Source organism: Streptomyces phaeoluteigriseus, from assembly GCF_001896135.2.
GTDB classification, from domain to species: Bacteria; Actinomycetota; Actinomycetes; order Streptomycetales; family Streptomycetaceae; genus Streptomyces; species Streptomyces phaeoluteigriseus.
Genome location: NZ_MPOH02000016.1, coordinates 270,774 through 287,510 on the forward strand (window position 1 = coordinate 270,774; position 16,737 = coordinate 287,510).

Here is a 16,737-nt window from a genome sequence, read left to right on the forward strand (position 1 = left end):
CTGGCGGGGGTCGGTGGGCGCCGTCCCCGCGGGCGGCTCCGACTCCGGGGCCGGGGTGGTGGGGGCCGCTTCCGGGGTCGTACCGCCGACCGGGGCGAAGCCCTGACGTTCCTGTTCGTGGAAGCCCGGTGGCAGGGGGCCGGGCAGGAAGGCCGTCGGTCCCGAGGGACGGTCCGACGGCGGCTCCCAGGCGGCGCGGTGCCCTGCGGGGTGCCGGTCGGGCGGATCGTCGGGCCGCGGGTCGGACGGATCGCCGTCAGCCGCCCCGGCCGACGACGGTTGCTTCCCCGTCGGCTCCCCCGCCCACCAGTCGGCCCGCCCGGGCGCCTCCCGGCGCGGCCCCGGCACCGAAGCCGGCGCCGAAGGAGGTACCGGACCGGGTCCCGAACCGACGGCCGACTCCGCCGCCCTCGGCTCCGCGTCCTGCGGTGCTTCAGCCGGAGCGGACCGCTCGGCCGGAACCACGTCGCCCGGGCCGCCCGATCTGACCGTCCCCGCCGCCGACGCGAATCTGTCGTCCAGCGAGTCCACGGCGGCCGTGGGGCCGGTGTCCTCGGTGGTGTCGTCGTACAACTGGCCCCACCAGTCGTCCTCGTGACCGGTGGGCCTTGCCCCCTGCTGGCTCATGTCCCTGATTGTCCACCGCGAGGGCCGCGGGGAAACGGGGCATCGGGAAAATGCGTCGCAGCCCGTGCGGGAACAGCCGTGCGAGCGGCGCGTGGTGAGGGCCGCCGGGCGGTTCCACCCCCCACGGGAGAACCGCCCGGCGACTCGGGGGTGGTCCGGGCCCATATCCCCTATGCGCCCCTGCGCGTCATGAGCCCGGACCACGTCCCCGGGTGCACCCCGGCGCCGGGCCGGCACGGCCGACAGGCCCGGGTGTGCACGGTCTTCCTGGTGATCCGCTGTGGCGGACGATCGGGACGTCCGCGGATGATCACCGGTTACCGCCGTGGCCACACCTTGGCAGAGTGACCGGGGCCGGGGCGATGATGTACCGCGGCGGGATCACGCCGTGGCGGGTTCCCGCCAGTCAGGTCAGGCATGTCCGGGAGAGGCGGAGGGGCGGCAGCGGTGCTGGGAGCGATCGGGCTCGACGAACGGCACGAGTCGGCGTACCGCGCGCTGGTGTCCGTGGGCGCCGCCGACGTGCCGGACCTGGCGCGCCGGCTGACGCTCGGTGAGCAGGACACGGAGCGGACGCTGCGCAGGCTGGAGCGGCACGGGCTGGCGGCGCAGTCCTCGGGCCGGCCGGGCCGCTGGGTGGCGGCGCCTCCGGGTGTGGCGCTGGGCGCGCTGCTCACCCGGCAGCGCCACGAACTGGAGCAGGCGGAGCTGGCGGCGGCGCTGCTCGCCGAGGAGTACCGGGCCGCGGCGGCCGAACCGTCCGTGCACGACCTGGTCGAGGTGGTGACCGGCGCGGCAGCGGTTTCCCAGCGCTTCCTCCAGATCCAGCTGGGCGCCACCGAGGAGGTGTGCGCGCTGGTCACGGGTACGCCGGTGGCGGTGACCGGCGTGGAGAACGAGGCGGAGGAGCAGGCGGCGGCCCGCGGGGTGCGGTACCGCGTGGTGCTGGAGCGCGCGGTCCTCGACCAGCCGGACGGCGTCACGGAGCTGACGGCCGCGCTGGCCCGCGACGAACAGGTGCGGGTCGTGGACGAGGTGCCGACGAAGCTGGTCGTCGCGGACGGCTCGCTGGCGCTGGTGCCGCTGACCGTGCGCTCGGCGGAGCCCGCGGCGCTGGTGGTGCACGCCAGCGGGCTGCTGGAACTGCTGTCGGGCCTGTTCGAGTCGGTGTGGCGGCAGGCCCTGCCCCTACGGCTCGGTGAGCGGGGTGTCACGGAGGAGGCGCCGGCCGGTCCCGACGCCGCCGATCTGGAGATCCTGTCGCTGCTGCTGGCGGGTCTGACCGACGCGAGCGTCGCCAAACAGCTCGACGTGGGGCTGCGGACCGTACAGCGCCGGGTGAGACGCCTGATGGAGCTGACCGGTGCGGCGACCCGGCTCCAACTGGGCTGGCACGCGCACGAGCGCGGCTGGGTGACCCGGGAGCGCTGACCGGCGCCGCGGGACCCCACCCGCTCGACCTGCCCACGCTGTCCGCTTCCGGCAGGCTGGGCAGATGGGAGCGTGGGAACTCCTGCTGGTCGGGCTGGTCATGCTGCTCGGTCTGTGCGGAGTGCTGGTGCCCGGCCTGCCGGGATCGTGGCTGGTGTGGGCCGCGGTCCTGTGGTGGGCGCTCAAGGATCCCGAGCCGGTCGCCTGGCTGGTGCTGGTGGGCGCGACGGGCGCCCTGTTCCTGTGCCAGGTGGTGCGCTGGGCGCTGCCGCCGCGCCGTCTGAAGACGAGCGGTGCCACCCGCCGGATGGCCGGATACGCCGGAGCAGGCGCCTTCCTCGGCTTCTTCCTGGTGCCGGTGCTCGGCGCGATCCCGGGTTTCCTGGGCGGTGTCTATCTCTCCGAGCGGCTCCGCCTGGGCCGCCCCGATGCGGCCCGCGCCTCCCTGCGCACGGTGATGCGGGCGGGCGGCTCCAGCATCCTGGCGGAACTCTTCACCTGTCTGCTGATCACCGGCGCGTGGCTGCTGGCGGTGCTGTGGTGGTAGGCGCCGGTGGCCCCGGGCAGCCCCTGCGGTAGGCCGCGGTAGCCCTCGTGGCCCCCAGTGGTCCCGGGTCCTGGGCCCAGGAGCCTGTGTGCCGGGCCGGGGGTGAGGCGGCGCTGCTGACCGGCCCGCACGGTCTCGGGCCCCACTTCAGCGAGGAGGTCATCCGCGTCCGTCCCCTCCGATGCACGGCTGGGGCCTGGAGGAGGACGGTTCCCCGGCTCCCCGGCTCCTAGAGCGCCCCCACCGGGCTTCCTCCCACGCCCCCTTCCACAACCCGCTCCACAGCCTCTTCCACGGCCGCTTCCACGGCGTCCGCCATGGCCCCCTCCAGCGTCAGCAGCCGCACCTTGCGCTCCAGGCCGCCCGCGTAGCCGGTCAGCGAGCCGTCGGCGCCGATGACGCGGTGGCAGGGCCGGACGATCAGCAGCGGGTTGGCGCCGATGGCCCCGCCGACGGCCCGTACGGCGGCCCGTGAGGCTCCGACGCGGGCCGCGATCTCGCCGTACGTCGTGGTGGCGCCGTAGGGCACGGCGTCCAGGGCGGCCCATACGCGCCTGCGGAACGGCGTGCCCTCGGCGCGCAGTTCCAGCCGGAACTCCTCCAGGTCGCCGGCGAAGTAGGCGGCGAGCTGCTCCCGGGCGGCGCGGAAGGGGCCGGGGTCGCGCCGCCAGTCCTCCTGGACGGTCCTGCCGCCCTTCTGCCCGGGGACGGACAGCGAGGTGAGCGCGCCGTCCTGGCCCGCGGTGAGGAGCAGGGGGCCGAGCGGGCTGTCGACGCTAGTGAAGTACATGAGGTTCCTCCGCTGCACGCAGGTGGTGAAGGGCGTACGTCCGCCAGGGACGCCAGCTGTCGGGGACGCCGGCGCCGGGCGGCGCGACGTCGGGGTCGCCGAGGGCGCGGGCCCGGATCGCCGCCACGGTACGGCCGTCCAGGCCGGGCAGGGCGAGCAGCGCCTGCTGGGCGTCGTCCCGGTCGACGCCCGGGTCGAGCCGTACGGTGCCGTCGGCGAGGGCGGCGGCGAGCCTGCCCAGGGTGCCGCCGGAGTCGGCGAGGGCGGCCGGTTCGGGGAAGAGGTGAGTGAGGCCGCCGTGCGGCGCGTCCAGGGTCTTGCCGTGGGCGCGGACCAGGTGTGCGGCCTCTGCACGACCCACCAGCGCGCGCACCGCGTACTCCTCCGGGTCGGCGGTGCCCGGCGCGCGCAGGCCGGGCCGTGCGGCGACGAGCGGGGCGAGCCTCGGGTGGGCGCCGAGCCGCTCGTCGACGGCGTACGGGTCGGCGTCGAGGTCGAGGAGCCGGCGCAGCCGCTGGACGGCGGTGGTGAGGTCGCGCGGGTCGGTGAGGTGCAGGCGCGCGTCGAGCCAGCCGCCGGGGTGGACGGCGCCGCCGGGTGTGAGGCCCGGCCTTTCCTCGACGGCGACGACGCCGGTGCCGTAGGGGAGGCGGAGCGTCCGGCGGTAGGTCCGGCCGCCCGGCGGGCCGCTCACCTCCTCGACACCGGGCACTGCCTCCCGTTCCAGCAGGTCGAACACCGGGCCGGCGCGATAGGGGCCCCGGTGGGCGAGCCGCAGCGGGATTCCGGCTCCGGACACGGCCGTACGGTCCTGGCGCGGGGCCGCCGCCCGCAACTGGGTCGGCGTGGCGGCGTACACGGCCCGGATCGTGTCGTTGAACTGGCGCACGCTGGCGAAGCCGGACGCGAAGGCGATCTCGGTGACCGGCAGTCCGGTCGTCCGGAGCAGGACCCGCGCGGTGTGCGCACGCTGCGCGCGGGCGAGGGCGACGGGGCCCGCGCCGAGTTCGGCGGTGAGCTGGCGCTGCACCTGGCGGGCGCTGTAGCCGAGGCGTGCGGCGAGCCCGGCGACGCCCTCCCTGTCGACGACGCCGTCGCCGATCAGCCGCATGGCGCGGCCCACGACGTCGGCGCGCACGTTCCACTCGGCGGACCCCGGGCTGGCGTCCGGCCGGCACCGCCGGCAGGCCCGGAAGCCCGAGCCCTGCGCGGCGGCGGCCGTGGTGAAGAACCGCACGTTGCGGCGTTTGGGCGTCACGGCGGGGCAGCTGGGCCGGCAGTAGATGCCGGTCGTCTCGACGGCGAAGTAGAACGCGCCGTCGAACCGGGCGTCCCGGCTGCGGACCGCCTCGTACCTGCTCTCCTCGTCCATCACGGGTCCCAGTCTTCGCCCGCGCTCAGGATGTCGCTAGCGGAAATCGGACATGGCGGTGACGGCCGGACCCCGGTCGTCCGCCCTGACCGGTGACCGGTCCGGTCCCCCGTCGGACCGTGACCGACCCGGCCCCCGGCCTCACCGGTGACCGGCCCGGCCCTCCCCCGTCCTCACCGGTCCGGACCGCCGCGCCGCGCCCGGGCGGCGGCCCGTCGGTGCTTCGTCACGGCTGCCGGGCGTGCTCGGGCCACCGGTCGTCCCGGCCCTTCACCACCCCGCGCGCTTGGCCCGCCCGGCGGCCCGGCCGGCGGCCTGCTTGCGCCGCCAGTCGTCCCGGACGTCCCCGCGGAGACGGGCGTCGGACTTGGCGACGATCCACTGGTTCTCCCGGACGAGCTTGCGGTAGCTGTCCAGCCGCCGGACCGGCAGTTCGCCCTCCTCCACGGCTTCGAGCACCGCGCAGCCCGGCTCGCGCTCGTGGGCGCAGTCCTGGAAGCGACAGCGCCGGGCCAGCTCCTCGATCTCGGCGAACACCTGACCGACGCCGTGTCCGGCGTCCCACAGCCCGACGCCGCGCAGTCCCGGCGTGTCGATGAGGACGCCGCCGCCGGGCAGTGGCAGCAGGTTGCGGGTGGTCGTGGTGTGCCGCCCCTTGCCGTCCATGTCACGGGTGGCCCGCACGTCCATGACGTCCTCGCCGACGAGCGCGTTGGCGAGGGTCGACTTGCCCGCGCCGGACGCCCCGAGCAGCACGGAGGTGTCCCGGCCGAGGAGAGCGGCCAGTTCCCCGACGCCGTGCCCGGCCATGGCGCTGGCGGTGAGCACGGGCACGCCGGGCGCGCTGTTCTCGACGTCCTCGACGAAGTACGCCAGCGTGGCCGGGTCGGTGACGAGGTCGGCCTTGGTGAGTACGACGACGGGCTGGGCGCCGGACTCCCAGGCCAGTGCCAGGAACCGCTCGACCCGCCCGAGGTCGAGTTCGACGGCGAGCGACAGGGCGACGATCGCGTGGTCGACGTTGGCCGCGAGGATCTGCCCCTCGGACCGCTTGGAGGAGGTGGAGCGCACGAAGGCGGTACGGCGCGGCAGGTACGTCCGTACGTAGCGCGGGCTGCCGTCGGGGTCGACGGCGACCCAGTCCCCGGTGCACACGACGCGCAGCGGGTCGTGCGGGGTGACGAAGGCGGTGTCCGCGCGGATGACGCCGTCGCCGGTGACGACGTCGCACTGGCCACGGTCGACACGGACGACCCGGCCCGGCAGCAGACCGCGTTCGGCGTGTACGGCGAACTCGGCCGCCCATCCCTCGTCCCAGCCGTAGGAGGCCAGCGGGTGGGACGGAGCCGGGGAGGTGGAGAGATTCAAGACAGACCCTTCACAGGGGCGGTCCCGGCGGCACGCTCGAAGGCGCGCGGAAGCTCGTGTGGCTCGTGTGGTCAGCCGGGGACCGCGGAGGTGGGGTGGACGAACGTCTGGTGGCTGCGAACAGCACCCGTGTCGGCGACAGTCATCGGTCACACCTCCTGATCCGTGTTCTCGCGTCATCCGGGTCGCGGCCGGTGGCCGTCGGATGAAGCCCCGTCAGGATAGGGCCGTGCTGGGGAAGGACGCCAACTGGTTTCCCCGACCCGCGCCGGAGACCCGCCAGGATGGACCCGTGACGCACATCACACCCCTCAGGGCGATCGTTTCTCCGCCCTTCCGGGGTCATGAAGAGTGACTGTCCCACCGTGGGGACCGCAGGAAAGGACACCACCGCGATGAACGCTCCCGTGAAGGGCCCCGCCAGCTATTTCCCCTCGATCGAGAAGAAGTACGGCCGTCCGATCGCCGAGTGGCAGGAGCTGATCCGCAGCTCGCCGCTGACCCGGCACATGGAGCTGGTCGCCTGGCTCAAGTCCGAGCACGGCCTCGGGCACGGCCACGCCAACGCCCTCGTGGCGCACAACCTCGCGGAGAAGAAGGACAGTTGAGCCGGCCGCACCGCCCTGTGGGACCCCTGTGGGACACCTGTGCGGGACGGGAACACAGAGGCATGTCCGCGCCGTGCCGGGGAAGCCGCAACGAGCGGGCGGGGCGCCCGCGACCCGCCTGGCGGCGCTGGGCCGTACGGCCGGAAAAGGGCGGCCGGAAAGGGTGGCCGGAAAAGGGCGCTGTCCTCCCTTCCCGCCGCGCCGGGACCGAGCTTCGGCCTGCGGCCTCGGAGGGGACCGAGTGTGGAAGGCGCACGTGACGTGAGGAAACCCGCTCCCGCGCACGACGGTGCCGTGCTGGAGGTGAGCCCGTTGTCCGACCGTGCCGGAATCCGCGTCAGCGGCGAGATCGGCGTCACCACCCGCCCGTCCTGGGAGGACGCCCTCGCCGAACTGGCCCGACGGCACGCGGACGTGTCCTACGTCGAACTCTCCCGCGTGGGCTTCGTCGACGTGGCCGGGGTGTCGGCGCTCGCCGTCACCGCGATGAACCTGCCGGGCGGACGGGTCGTCGTGGAGTGTCCGCCCCCGCAACTGTCGCGCGTACTGGCCCTGTTCTGGCCCGCGCTGTCCGGGATCGAGGTGGCGCCGCGATGACGACCGCAGCCGACAGGAAGGACGAGAAGGCCGGGAAGGACGAAACGTTCGAACACCCGGCGCTGTTCTACCGCGACGGACAGGAGTACACCGACCACATGGTGCCCTTCGTCCGGGAGGGTCTGGCCCTCGGCGAGCCCGTCGCGGTGGCCGTACCCGGCCCCAACCTGGACCTCATCAGGTCCGGCCTCGGGCCGGACGCCGAGGACGTCCTCCTCCTGGACATGACCGACGCCGGCCGCAACCCCGGGCGGATCATCCCCCGCGTACTGCGCGCGTTCTCCGACGCCCATCCGCACGCGCGCGTGCGGATCGTCGGGGAGCCGGTCTGGGCCGGCCGCAGCTCCGTGGAGTACCCGGCGTGCGCGCAGCACGAGGCGCTGATCAACGCGGCCTTCGCGGGCCGGGCGGCGACGATCCTGTGCCCGTACGACGAGACCCGGCTGGACGCGGACGTACTCGCGGACGCGCGGCTCACCCACCCCACCGTTATCGCCGGGGGCCGCGAACGGGCAAGCGACGCCTACGACTGGCAGGCCGTGGTGGACCGGTACAACGAGGTGCTCGTGCCCGCCCCGGACGCCACCGTCTTCACCTTCGGCTCCGCCGAACTTCCCGACGTCCGCCACTTCGCCGTCGACCGGGCCGCGCGGCTGGGCCTCGGCGGGCAGCGCCTCCAGGACCTGGAACTGGCCGTCGCGGAGCTGACGACCAACAGCGTGGTGCACGGCGGTGGACAGGGCACGCTCTGGATCTGGACCGAGGCCGGGCAGGTCGTGTGCGAGGTTCGCGACCGGGGCCGGCTCATCGACCCGCTGGCCGGCCGCAGGCCGCCGGCGCGCGGCCAGATCGGCGGCCGGGGCCTGATGCTGGTGCACTACGTGGCCGACCTGGTGCGCCTGCACACGGCACCGGACGGCACGACCGTGCGCATGTACCTCGGCCTGTAGGCACCCCGGCCCCACGCGCGCACCTGCCACGGCCGCCCTCCCCGCGCCCCTTGCCCCCCACCACACACAGGCACCCTCGCCACGCCTCCCCCGCGCTGACGCCCTCACCGCGCCTCCCCAGCGTTGACGCCCCGTCAAGGCGCCCCGGATGCCACTCCGTCCGGCGACCGCCGTACCGAAGAAGCGTCACATCTGCCGGAATTACGAGGATCGTCCGCTTAGCATCTAGAGGGCCCGCGCCGCGGGCTCCGGCCGCCGAGGCCGCAGACGCCCCCTGATCCTCACGGGAGCCGAGCCCCATGCGCCCGATCGGCCGTCACCGCACCCCGCTCTCCGGCCCCGCCACCCTGCACGGCCCGCAATTACACGCCGCGGCCGGGCACTTCGGCCGCCGCCGGTTCCTGACCCTGACTGCCGCCGCGGCGGCCCTCGCCTTCGCCACCCAGGTCCCCGCGAGGGGCGCGGCCGCCGCCCGCCGGCTCGACCCGGCGAGGATCTCCGAGGACCCCTTCACCCTGGGCGTGGCCTCCGGCGACCCGCTGCCCGACTCCGTGGTCCTGTGGACGCGGATCGCCCCGGCACCGTACGAACCGGGCGGCGGGCTGGCCGGACAGAGCGTCGCCGTCGAGTGGGAGGTCGCGCAGGACGAGCGCTTCGGCACGGTGGTGCGCAGCGGGACCGCCCTCGCACAGCCCGAGTACCACCACACCGTGCACGTCGACGTCACCGGCCTCGACGCGGGACGGCCGTACCACTACCGGTTCAGGACGGGCGCCTGGATCAGCGAGACCGGCCGCACCCGCACCGCGCCCGCCCTGGGTGCCGCCCCCGGCGCGCTCTCCTTCGCGGCCGTGTCCTGCCAGGCGTACCACGACGGGTACTTCACGGCGCACCGGCATCTCGCGCAGGAGGACGTCGACGTGGTGTTCCACCTCGGGGACTACCTGTACGAGTACGCGGTGAACTCCGCCGGCGGCGCGCGCGGATACGCGGACCGGGTGCTGCCCGCGGTGTTCGACCGGGAGACCGTCACCCTGGAGGACTACCGGCTCCGGTACGCCCTCTACAAGAGCGATCCCGACCTGCGCGCCGCCCACGCCGCCCATCCCTTCGTCGTCGCCTGGGACGACCACGAGACGGAGAACAACTACGCCGGCGCCGTCGACGAGCACGGCAGCCCGCCGGCCGAGTTCCTGCTGCGGCGGGCCGCCGCCTACCGGGCGTACTGGGAGCACCAGCCGCTGCGCGCCGGCCGGGCGCCGATCGGGCCCGACATGCCGCTGTACCGGCGTCTGCACTGGGGTTCGCTCGCGCAGTTCGATGTCCTCGACACCCGCCAGTACCGCTCCGACCAGGCCTACGGCGACGTCCCGCACGCCCCCGGCCCCGAGTCGGACGATCCGGCGCGCACCATGACCGGCGCCGCCCAGGAACGGTGGCTGCTGGACGGCTGGCAGGCCTCCGACGCCGTGTGGAACGTGATGCCGCAACAGGTCTGCTTCTCCCAGCGCAGACTGTCCACCGACGCGCAGGCCAAGATGTCGATGGACGCCTGGGACGGCTACCGCGCCTCCCGCGGCCGCATCCTGGCCGGGGCGCAGGCCGCCGGGGTACGCAACCTGGTCGTGCTGACCGGCGACGTCCATGTGGGCTACGCCTTCGACATCAAGGCGGACTTCGACGACCCGGCCTCGCGAACCCTCGGCACCGAGATCGTCGCCACGTCCATCGCCAGCGGCAAGGACGGCACCGAGCGCCCGGCCAACTGGCAGACCTACCTCACGGCCAACCCGCACCTGCGTTTCTACGACGGGCGGCGCGGCTATGTCCGGGTGGAGCTGACGCCGGAGACGGCCCGCGCCGACTTCAGGACACTGGCGGCGGTGACGACCCCGGGCTCCCCCATCTCCACGGCGGCGTCCTTCGTGACGGAGGCGGGCAATCCGGGGCTGGTGCCGGTGTGACGCGGCGGTGTGATGCGGTGCGCCGCGGTGCCGTGCGACGCGGTGCCGTGCGACGCGGTGCCGTGCGACGCGACGAAGGGGTGCCGCTCGGCGGTCTCACTCCGCGGTTTCGGCGGTTTCGGCGCCGGGTCAGGAGAGGGTGCAGGCCTCGCCGTTGAGGCTGAAGGCGTACGGTGCCGTGTTCTTGTTCTGCCAGGAGGCGAGGAAGCCGAAGGAGAGGGAGCCGTCCGCCGGGACGTCCTTGTTGTAGTCGGCGGCGGATGCGGTGACCCGCGAGCCGTCCTGCGCCACGGCCGCGTCCCACATCTGCTCGACCCGCTGGCCGTCCCGGAAGGACCAGCCGACCCGCCAGGAGTCGAGCGCCTCGGCGGTGGTGACGGTGACCGTGGCCTGGAAGCCGTCGGGCCACTGGTTGACGAGGTCGTACGCCACCTCGCAGGCCGCCGTGCGCGCGGTGGACGACGAGGTGCCCTGGGGTTCCGGGTCGGTCCGGGTCGTCGCCGACGGCGTACCGCCGCCGGACGGCTTCGGCGAGCCGGAGGGGGTGCCGGTGCCGGTGCCCGTGTCGGTCGACGACGGCGAGGTGGCCGGCCCGGCGGACGGCCCGGCCGGGCTGCCGGGGCCGGCCACCGGCGTGCTGTCGGTGGGAGTGCCGCCCTGCGCGGAGTCGTCGCTCTCGCCGAACGGCATCAGTGACACGGCGAGGGCCAGGGCGGAGACGAGGACTGCGGCGACGAGCAGGCCGTTGCGCAGGGTGCGCGCCTTGGTGGCGGTGGGGTCGCCCCACTCGCCGTCCGGGTCGCGCCGGGCGGCCGGCGCCCATCCGCACCTCGGCGGCACGCCGGCGGCGCTCCAGGTAGGCCAGTCCGCCCCAGCCGATCACGCCCTGGGCCAGCGCCGCGGGCAGCCCGCCGCCGTGCAGGCGCAGACAGGCCGCGGCCTCCGCGCACTCCACACAGGTGGCGAGGTGGCGGGAGAGGTCCTCGGGCGTCTCGGCGACGGGCGAGCGGGTGACGGCGTCGAGGAGCCGGACGTAGCTGCGGCACTCGGCGTCCATCGGCGTGTCGAGATGGTTGCGGTGGCAGCGGTCCCGGAACAGGCCACGGACCTGGTTCAGTTCCTCCATCGCGGCGGCCGGGTCCAGCCCCTGGCGGCGGGCCACGGCGCGCGGGGGCAGCGCTTCCACCTCCGCCAGCCACAGCAGTGCGGCGTCCGGCTCCTGCATGTCCCGCAGCCCGCGCAGGGCGATGGGCCGGCGCAGGGGAGGTCCCGTGTACCGGGCCGCCTTGCCGGAGTTCAGCCACAGGCGCAGGTCGGGATCGAGTTTGTGGCCCTGCCCCTGGGCCTCCCAGGCGGCCGCCGTGGTCCGCACGGCGGTCAGCAGCAGGGGGATCCGGGGCAGCCGGGACGCGCGCCGGCCGGCTCCGTGCCGGGTGCCGTCTCGGCCGCGCGGGCCTCGCGGATGCCGAGTGCGAACGCCTCACGGGCCAGTTGGTTGGCCGCGGTCGACCCGGAGGTGCACAGGTCGGCGTACGACAGGACGGCGTCCCAGCACTCCGAGAAGAGCGCGGCCTCGGCGGCGTCCTTGGGGGTCGGCAGGTCGGGCATGAGTCTCCTGCATCACAAGCGAGGTCAACTCGACATGTCGGCAATGGAGTTGGGGGGAACCTCGCGGCAGAGCCAGAGCTTTTCACGACTTCCGCACAACTGACAAGCGCCCTGTTCAGATGTCCGGACAGACGCCACGACGGAGGCCCGGACCGGGCGGACGCGCCCCACGAGGCGCCCCCTCGCACCTTCTCTACGGACGCGGAGCGCCCTGCGACTCAACCCGGTGGAACATTCCTCAACCGCTGTCCGTACCGTAACCGCCACCGCCACCGCTGCCGACACGCATCCGCCGAGCCCCGCGCGGGGCGTCCTCACGTCCTCATAACGCCTCGGCCCCGCGCGGTGGCGCCCTCATGCCGCCGAGGCCCTGAGGCGGAACGTTCTCACGCCATCGAGGCCCTGAGCCGGGGCGTTCTCATACCGCCGAGGGCTCGTCCGCCGGCAGGCTGTCCATGAAGGAGCTGACGGAGAAGACGGCGTTGCCGGGGCCGGGCGGGCCGTAGCCGGGGGGCGAGGACAGGCCGAACTCGTCCATCGTGGCCCGGTAGGCCTCCAGCAGGCGGATGTGGTACTCCAGCGGCGCGCCCTGCGGGTTGGCCTTGCCGAGCGGCGTGGTCGGCTCCGGGCACCAGGTGGTGAACCGCGGCGTGATGCCCTGCGACATGAAGAAACGCAGGCCCTCGGTGGTGGAGGCGATCGCCTCGTCCACCGTGGTGAACCCGAACGGCTCGGCCATCTCCACCCCCGCCACGAAGTTGGGGATGACGTTGCGCGCCCCGAAGATCTCCGCCGAGTCGAGGATGCGCTTGTGCCACTCGTCGCGGCCGACGTAGCGCTCCTTGCCCGGGCAGTACAGCTCGAACAGGCGGCGGTCCCACACCTCGTAGTTGGGGTGGTAGATCTGCACGCCGTAGTCCTTGAAGCGCTGCACGTCGTCGCGCGGGAGGGCCTGGGCGACGACCTTGCCGATCCAGCGGCCCGGGAAGCGCTCCTCGATGGCCTTGGCGTAGTGACCGTAGAAGTCGGCCTCGTCGCGCCCGGCGACCGTCCTGGTGATCGCGCCGCCGGTGAGCGTGTAGGCGGTGGAGGCCTTCGCGGTGTCGTAACGGTCGATGATCTCCAGGGCTTCGAGGACCTCCTCGACGTCCTTGACTCCCGTATACGGTCGACCGGCGGCCTTGTGCTGTCGCCAGTTGTGGTTGATGTCGCAGTACTGGCACTCCTCCTTGGCGCCGAAGTACTGGCAGACCCGGAAGACCGTCAGGTAGATCAGGTAGCCCCACTGGATGGTGGGCGCGACCTCCATGACGGACTTCCCGTTGGAGAGCTTGTGCCGGTAGTACTCGGGCATGGGCGGCACACCGACGTCCGAGATGCGCTTCCCGTCGAGGTAGAGGCCGAGCATCCCGTCCTCGTCGGCGGCCACGCGGTACGGCGAGGAGGGGTTCACCCGGACCGAGACGACCGTGCGCCGCAGGTCGTAGGGGCCGCCGGTGAGGATGATCTCCTCCGGCGGGCGGCGCAGTGCGGCCTCGCCCAGCTCGGGGAGGGTGCCGTGGTCGAAGGAGAAGATGAAGTACGACTTCGGCTTGACCTCGCCGCCCTCGTTGTCGCTGAGCGCGGAGGGGTCGAAGGCCACGCCCCCGCGCAGCAGGTCCTCCTTGAAGACGGCCTCCCGCGGAACATGCGGAAACCGCTGCATCAGATCTTCGACCAGCGCGGTACGGCTGCCCATCGTCTCTCCTCCCGGCTCAGGCGTACGACTCCTCACGGTATGCCCCCGGTCGCGCGGGGGCGGGGGCGGGGGGCCTCATGTTGTGGGCAGGGTAGGTTCCACCTGGGAGTTTCCTGGTTCTCGATCCCCTCGGGAGGGCGACCGCATGGCCGAGACCGTGACCAACTGGGCGGGCAACATCACGTACACCGCCAAGGAGCTGCACCGTCCCGCCTCGCTCGACGCGCTGCGTTCGCTCGTGGCGGCGAGCGAACGGGTGCGGGTACTGGGCAGCGGGCACTCCTTCAACGCGATCGCCGAGCCGGGCGCGGACGGGGTGCTGCTGTCGCTCGGCGCGCTGCCGGCCGAGGTCGAGGTGGACTCGGCGGCACGGACCGTGCGGGTCGGCGGCGGGGTGCGGTACGCGGAGCTGGCCCGACGGGTGCACGCGCACGGGCTGGCGCTGCCGAACATGGCTTCGTTGCCGCACATCTCGGTGGCCGGCTCGGTGGCGACCGGCACGCATGGTTCCGGGGTGGGCAACGGTCCCCTCGCGGCACCGGTGCGCGAGGTGGAGATCGTCACGGCGGACGGGTCGACCGTCGTGATCGGGCGGGGCGACGAACGGTTCGGCGGCGCCGTCACCTCGCTGGGCGCCCTCGGTGTCGTCACCGCGCTGACGCTGGACCTGGAGCCGGCCTTCGACGTCGAGCAGTACCTGTTCACCGAACTGCCGCTGGACGGGCTGGACTTCGAGGCGGTCGCGGCGGCCGCGTACAGCGTGAGCCTCTTCACCGACTGGCGGGCACCCGGGTTCCGACAGGTGTGGGTCAAGCGGCGCACCGACCAGCCCCTGGCCGGCTTCCCGTGGGCGGCGCCGGCCACCGAGGCGCTGCACCCGGTGCCGGGGATGCCCGCGGTCAACTGCACGGAGCAGTTCGGGGTGCCGGGGCCCTGGCACGAGCGGCTGCCGCACTTCCGGGCGGAGTTCACGCCGAGCAGCGGGAACGAGTTGCAGAGCGAGTATCTGCTGCCGCGCGAGCACGCCATCGGCATCCTGGATGCGATCGACGGTATCCGGCAGACGGTCGCCCGCGTACTGCAGATCTGCGAGGTGCGGACCATCGCCGCCGACGAGCAGTGGCTGAGCCCGGCCCATGGCCGGGACTCCGTCGCCGTGCACTTCACCTGGATCGACGACACGGCGGCCGTACTGCCGGTCGTGCGGGAACTGGAGGCGGCGCTGGAACCGTTCGAGCCGCGACCGCACTGGGGAAAGGTGTACGAGCTGCCCGCTTCCGTGGTGCGTGGACGGTATCCGCGGATCGACGACTTCCGGGCACTGGTCGACGAACTGGATCCGGCGGGGACGTTCACCAACGCCTTCGTGCGGGACGCCCTCGGCACGTGAACAGCCGGCCGGGACAGACTTTGTAAACCCCCTTTCCTAACCCCTTGTCGAACCCCGGCCCACGCCATAGCCTGACGCGGCGCCGGTGCCGTCCCGGTTCCGGCAGATCGGCATGTCAGCATGTCGTATGCCGGTATTCAGTATGCGATATGCCAATACGTCGATACGGTGACTGTCGGCTGTCGGCTGTCGGCTGTCGGCTGTCGGCACGGAAGAGAGGGGGCTCTCCGGTGAAGCGCACCTCACGGGACATCCGCACCGCGAACCGCTACGAGGTGCTGCGGCAGATCATCGCCCGCTCCCCCACCTCCCGGCAGGAGCTGGCCTCGGCCACCGGCCTCAGCCTCGCCACCGTCGCCACCCTGGTCGGCGAACTGCTCGACCTGCGCATGATCACGGAGGTCGGCTTCGAGGACTCGGCCGGCGGCCGGCCCCGCGGCCTGGTCGCCGTCAACGCCGCCGGGGGCGCGCTGATCGGCGTGGACATCGCGGAGACGTACGTCCATGTCGAGCTGTTCGACCTCGCGCTGAACGTGCTGGCCCGCGCCGAGGAGGACATCCGGCCCGGCGAGAGCCGCCCCGAGCAGGTCATCGGCCATGTCGCCACGGCCGTGGGCTCGGTCGTCGCCCAGGCGGGCGTCGAGGCGGCCCGGGTGCTCGGCGTCGGCGTGAGCGTGCCGGGGCAGGTGGACCGGGCCACCGGGATCGCGGAGTACGCGCCCAACTGGAACTGGCACGACGTGCCGTTGCTCGACCTGCTCTCCGAACACATCGCGTACCCCCTGCACTTGGACAATCCGCTCCGTGCCTGCGCGGTGGCCGAGCTGTGGTTCGGCGCCGCGCGCGGGCACGAGGACGCCGTCGTCGTCAATCTCGGCACGGGGGTCGGCGCGGGGCTGGTGCTGGGCGGCGGGCTGCACCGGGGAGTCAGCAACAGCGCCGGCGAGTGGGGGCACACCACGCTCGTGCTCGACGGGCGGCTGTGCCACTGCGGCAACCACGGCTGCGTGGAGACGTACGTCGGCGCACCGGGCATCATGCGGAATCTGCGCGAACTCGACCCGCGCAGCCCGCTGTTGCACCCGGAGGACCAGACCGCCACCGTCGACGCCCTGGCCCGCGGGGTCGCCGAGGGCGACCCGGTGGCCGTCAAGGTGGTCCAAGACACCGCCCGTTATCTGGCCGCCGGCATCGCCGACCTGGTCAACCTCCTCAACCCGGAGGTCGTCGTCCTGAGCAGCTGGGTCGCCGCCCGGCTCGGCGGGCCCCTCCTCGACGAGGTCCGCGAGGCTGTCGCCCGGCATGCGCTGCGGCGCCCGCTGGCCGCCACGGAGATCGTCCTCTCCCCGATTCCCACCGACCCGGTCTGCCTGGGTGCGGCGACGTTCGCGCTCGAAGGGGCGCTGCAATCGGTGGGGCAACGGACCGCCCAACGCGTCGTGTCCGGCAAGGGGCGCACGGCGCCGACAGCCTGAGCGAGGGACAGGGCAGGGGAGCAGCCGGGAGGCCGGTTTCCGGGCCGGTCCGGCCCGGCCGGGGGCCGGACCGGCCTCGCGCACCCCATGATCGACCGTTTCCGAGAGCGCCGCGCGCGTTCCCGAAACCACCTCGCGACCATGCGCGAAAGCACCGCGCGGCCATCCCGGGCGTTCCGCGGGGCCGGGCCCGAGGCGTTTCCGAGGCACCCCCGAGGCACGCCCGTGGCATCCCCGGAGCGATCCGCGCGGCCGTAACCGGGTGATGCGTG

The 16,737-nt window shown here is 73.6% G+C and carries 12 protein-coding genes and 3 pseudogenes; 9 read left to right on the top strand and 6 right to left on the bottom strand.

Translation table 11 applies throughout. The annotated features are described in order from the left end of the window. Positions 1-627, bottom strand: a pseudogene (locus tag BM536_RS40845) (protein phosphatase 2C domain-containing protein); the annotation flags it as partial. A 447-nt stretch (positions 628-1,074) separates the two neighbouring features. On the opposite strand from BM536_RS40845, the gene BM536_RS25940 reads away from it, so the two are divergent. The 3 genes and pseudogenes from BM536_RS25940 to BM536_RS43165 all read left to right on the top strand — a co-directional run. Further along, positions 1,075-2,058 carry a helix-turn-helix transcriptional regulator gene (locus tag BM536_RS25940; protein ID WP_073499322.1) on the top strand — a complete coding sequence of 328 codons (984 nt, stop codon included), beginning with the start codon at positions 1,075-1,077 and terminating at the stop codon, positions 2,056-2,058. A gap of 64 nt (positions 2,059-2,122) precedes the next feature. Further along, positions 2,123-2,605 carry a DUF456 domain-containing protein gene (locus BM536_RS25945; RefSeq protein WP_073499320.1) on the top strand — a complete coding sequence of 161 codons (483 nt, stop codon included), beginning with the start codon at positions 2,123-2,125 and terminating at the stop codon, positions 2,603-2,605. Positions 2,606-2,706: 101 nt separating this feature from the next. Continuing rightward, positions 2,707-2,810 (top strand): annotated as a pseudogene (locus BM536_RS43165) (PPOX class F420-dependent oxidoreductase); the annotation flags it as partial. 24 nt (positions 2,811-2,834) lie between these two features. Here BM536_RS43165 and BM536_RS25955 read toward each other — a convergent pair. From BM536_RS25955 to rsgA, 3 genes are all read right to left on the bottom strand, one after another. Then, entirely contained in the window at positions 2,835-3,395 is a 561-nt protein-coding gene (locus BM536_RS25955; protein WP_079275260.1) for a methylated-DNA--[protein]-cysteine S-methyltransferase, read from the bottom strand. After that, positions 3,382-4,767, bottom strand: a complete 1,386-nt coding sequence (locus BM536_RS25960; protein WP_094103575.1) for a bifunctional transcriptional activator/DNA repair enzyme AdaA — start codon at positions 4,765-4,767, stop codon at positions 3,382-3,384. The genes BM536_RS25955 and BM536_RS25960 overlap by 14 nt, the downstream gene beginning before the upstream one ends. Before the next feature lie 270 nt (positions 4,768-5,037). Beyond that, a complete protein-coding gene (gene rsgA, locus BM536_RS25965; RefSeq protein ID WP_094103576.1) occupies positions 5,038-6,135 on the bottom strand; it encodes a ribosome small subunit-dependent GTPase A in 1,098 nt (365 codons plus the stop codon). Between the two features lie 395 nt (positions 6,136-6,530). On the opposite strand from rsgA, the gene BM536_RS25970 reads away from it, so the two are divergent. From BM536_RS25970 to BM536_RS25985, 4 genes are all read left to right on the top strand, one after another. Then, positions 6,531-6,743, top strand: coding sequence for a DUF4287 domain-containing protein (locus tag BM536_RS25970; protein WP_073499318.1), 213 nt, complete (start codon positions 6,531-6,533; stop codon positions 6,741-6,743). A gap of 261 nt (positions 6,744-7,004) precedes the next feature. Next, positions 7,005-7,340 (top strand): STAS domain-containing protein, encoded by a 336-nt coding sequence (locus BM536_RS25975; RefSeq protein ID WP_245873774.1) that lies wholly within the window; start codon positions 7,005-7,007, stop codon positions 7,338-7,340. After that, on the top strand, positions 7,337-8,290 hold the full coding sequence (locus BM536_RS25980) for an anti-sigma factor RsbA family regulatory protein (RefSeq protein WP_073499314.1): 954 nt from the start codon (positions 7,337-7,339) through the stop codon (positions 8,288-8,290). The genes BM536_RS25975 and BM536_RS25980 overlap by 4 nt, the downstream gene beginning before the upstream one ends. 299 nt (positions 8,291-8,589) lie before the next feature. Beyond that, positions 8,590-10,254, top strand: a complete 1,665-nt coding sequence (locus BM536_RS25985; RefSeq protein ID WP_094103577.1) for an alkaline phosphatase D family protein — start codon at positions 8,590-8,592, stop codon at positions 10,252-10,254. Positions 10,255-10,383: 129 nt separating this feature from the next. On the opposite strand, the pseudogene BM536_RS25990 reads toward BM536_RS25985, so the two are convergent. Further along, positions 10,384-11,862: pseudogene (locus BM536_RS25990) on the bottom strand (cellulose binding domain-containing protein). Between the two features lie 418 nt (positions 11,863-12,280). Beyond that, positions 12,281-13,600 carry a radical SAM protein gene (locus BM536_RS25995; RefSeq protein WP_073494254.1) on the bottom strand — a complete coding sequence of 440 codons (1,320 nt, stop codon included), beginning with the start codon at positions 13,598-13,600 and terminating at the stop codon, positions 12,281-12,283. 145 nt (positions 13,601-13,745) lie between these two features. Between BM536_RS25995 and BM536_RS26000 the strand changes: the two genes are divergently transcribed. Next, positions 13,746-14,990: an FAD-binding protein gene (locus tag BM536_RS26000; protein ID WP_094103578.1), complete on the top strand. Its 1,245-nt coding sequence runs from the start codon at positions 13,746-13,748 to the stop codon at positions 14,988-14,990. 230 nt (positions 14,991-15,220) lie between these two features. Next, positions 15,221-16,465: an ROK family protein gene (locus BM536_RS26005; protein WP_073494256.1), complete on the top strand. Its 1,245-nt coding sequence runs from the start codon at positions 15,221-15,223 to the stop codon at positions 16,463-16,465. Positions 16,466-16,737 lie beyond the last annotated feature (272 nt).

What these genes read in the sequence shown, in the direction of transcription:
- BM536_RS25945 (WP_073499320.1), top strand. Translation starts at nt 2,123, where the DNA reads ATGGGAGCGTGGGAACTCCTGCTGGTCGGGCTGGTCATGCTGCTCGGT.
- BM536_RS25955 (WP_079275260.1), bottom strand. Translation starts at nt 3,395, where the DNA reads ATGTACTTCACTAGCGTCGACAGCCCGCTCGGCCCCCTGCTCCTCACC.
- BM536_RS25960 (WP_094103575.1), bottom strand. Translation starts at nt 4,767, where the DNA reads ATGGACGAGGAGAGCAGGTACGAGGCGGTCCGCAGCCGGGACGCCCGG.
- BM536_RS25970 (WP_073499318.1), top strand. Translation starts at nt 6,531, where the DNA reads ATGAACGCTCCCGTGAAGGGCCCCGCCAGCTATTTCCCCTCGATCGAG.
- BM536_RS25980 (WP_073499314.1), top strand. Translation starts at nt 7,337, where the DNA reads ATGACGACCGCAGCCGACAGGAAGGACGAGAAGGCCGGGAAGGACGAA.
- BM536_RS25985 (WP_094103577.1), top strand. Translation starts at nt 8,590, where the DNA reads ATGCGCCCGATCGGCCGTCACCGCACCCCGCTCTCCGGCCCCGCCACC.
- BM536_RS25995 (WP_073494254.1), bottom strand. Translation starts at nt 13,600, where the DNA reads ATGGGCAGCCGTACCGCGCTGGTCGAAGATCTGATGCAGCGGTTTCCG.
- BM536_RS26000 (WP_094103578.1), top strand. Translation starts at nt 13,746, where the DNA reads ATGGCCGAGACCGTGACCAACTGGGCGGGCAACATCACGTACACCGCC.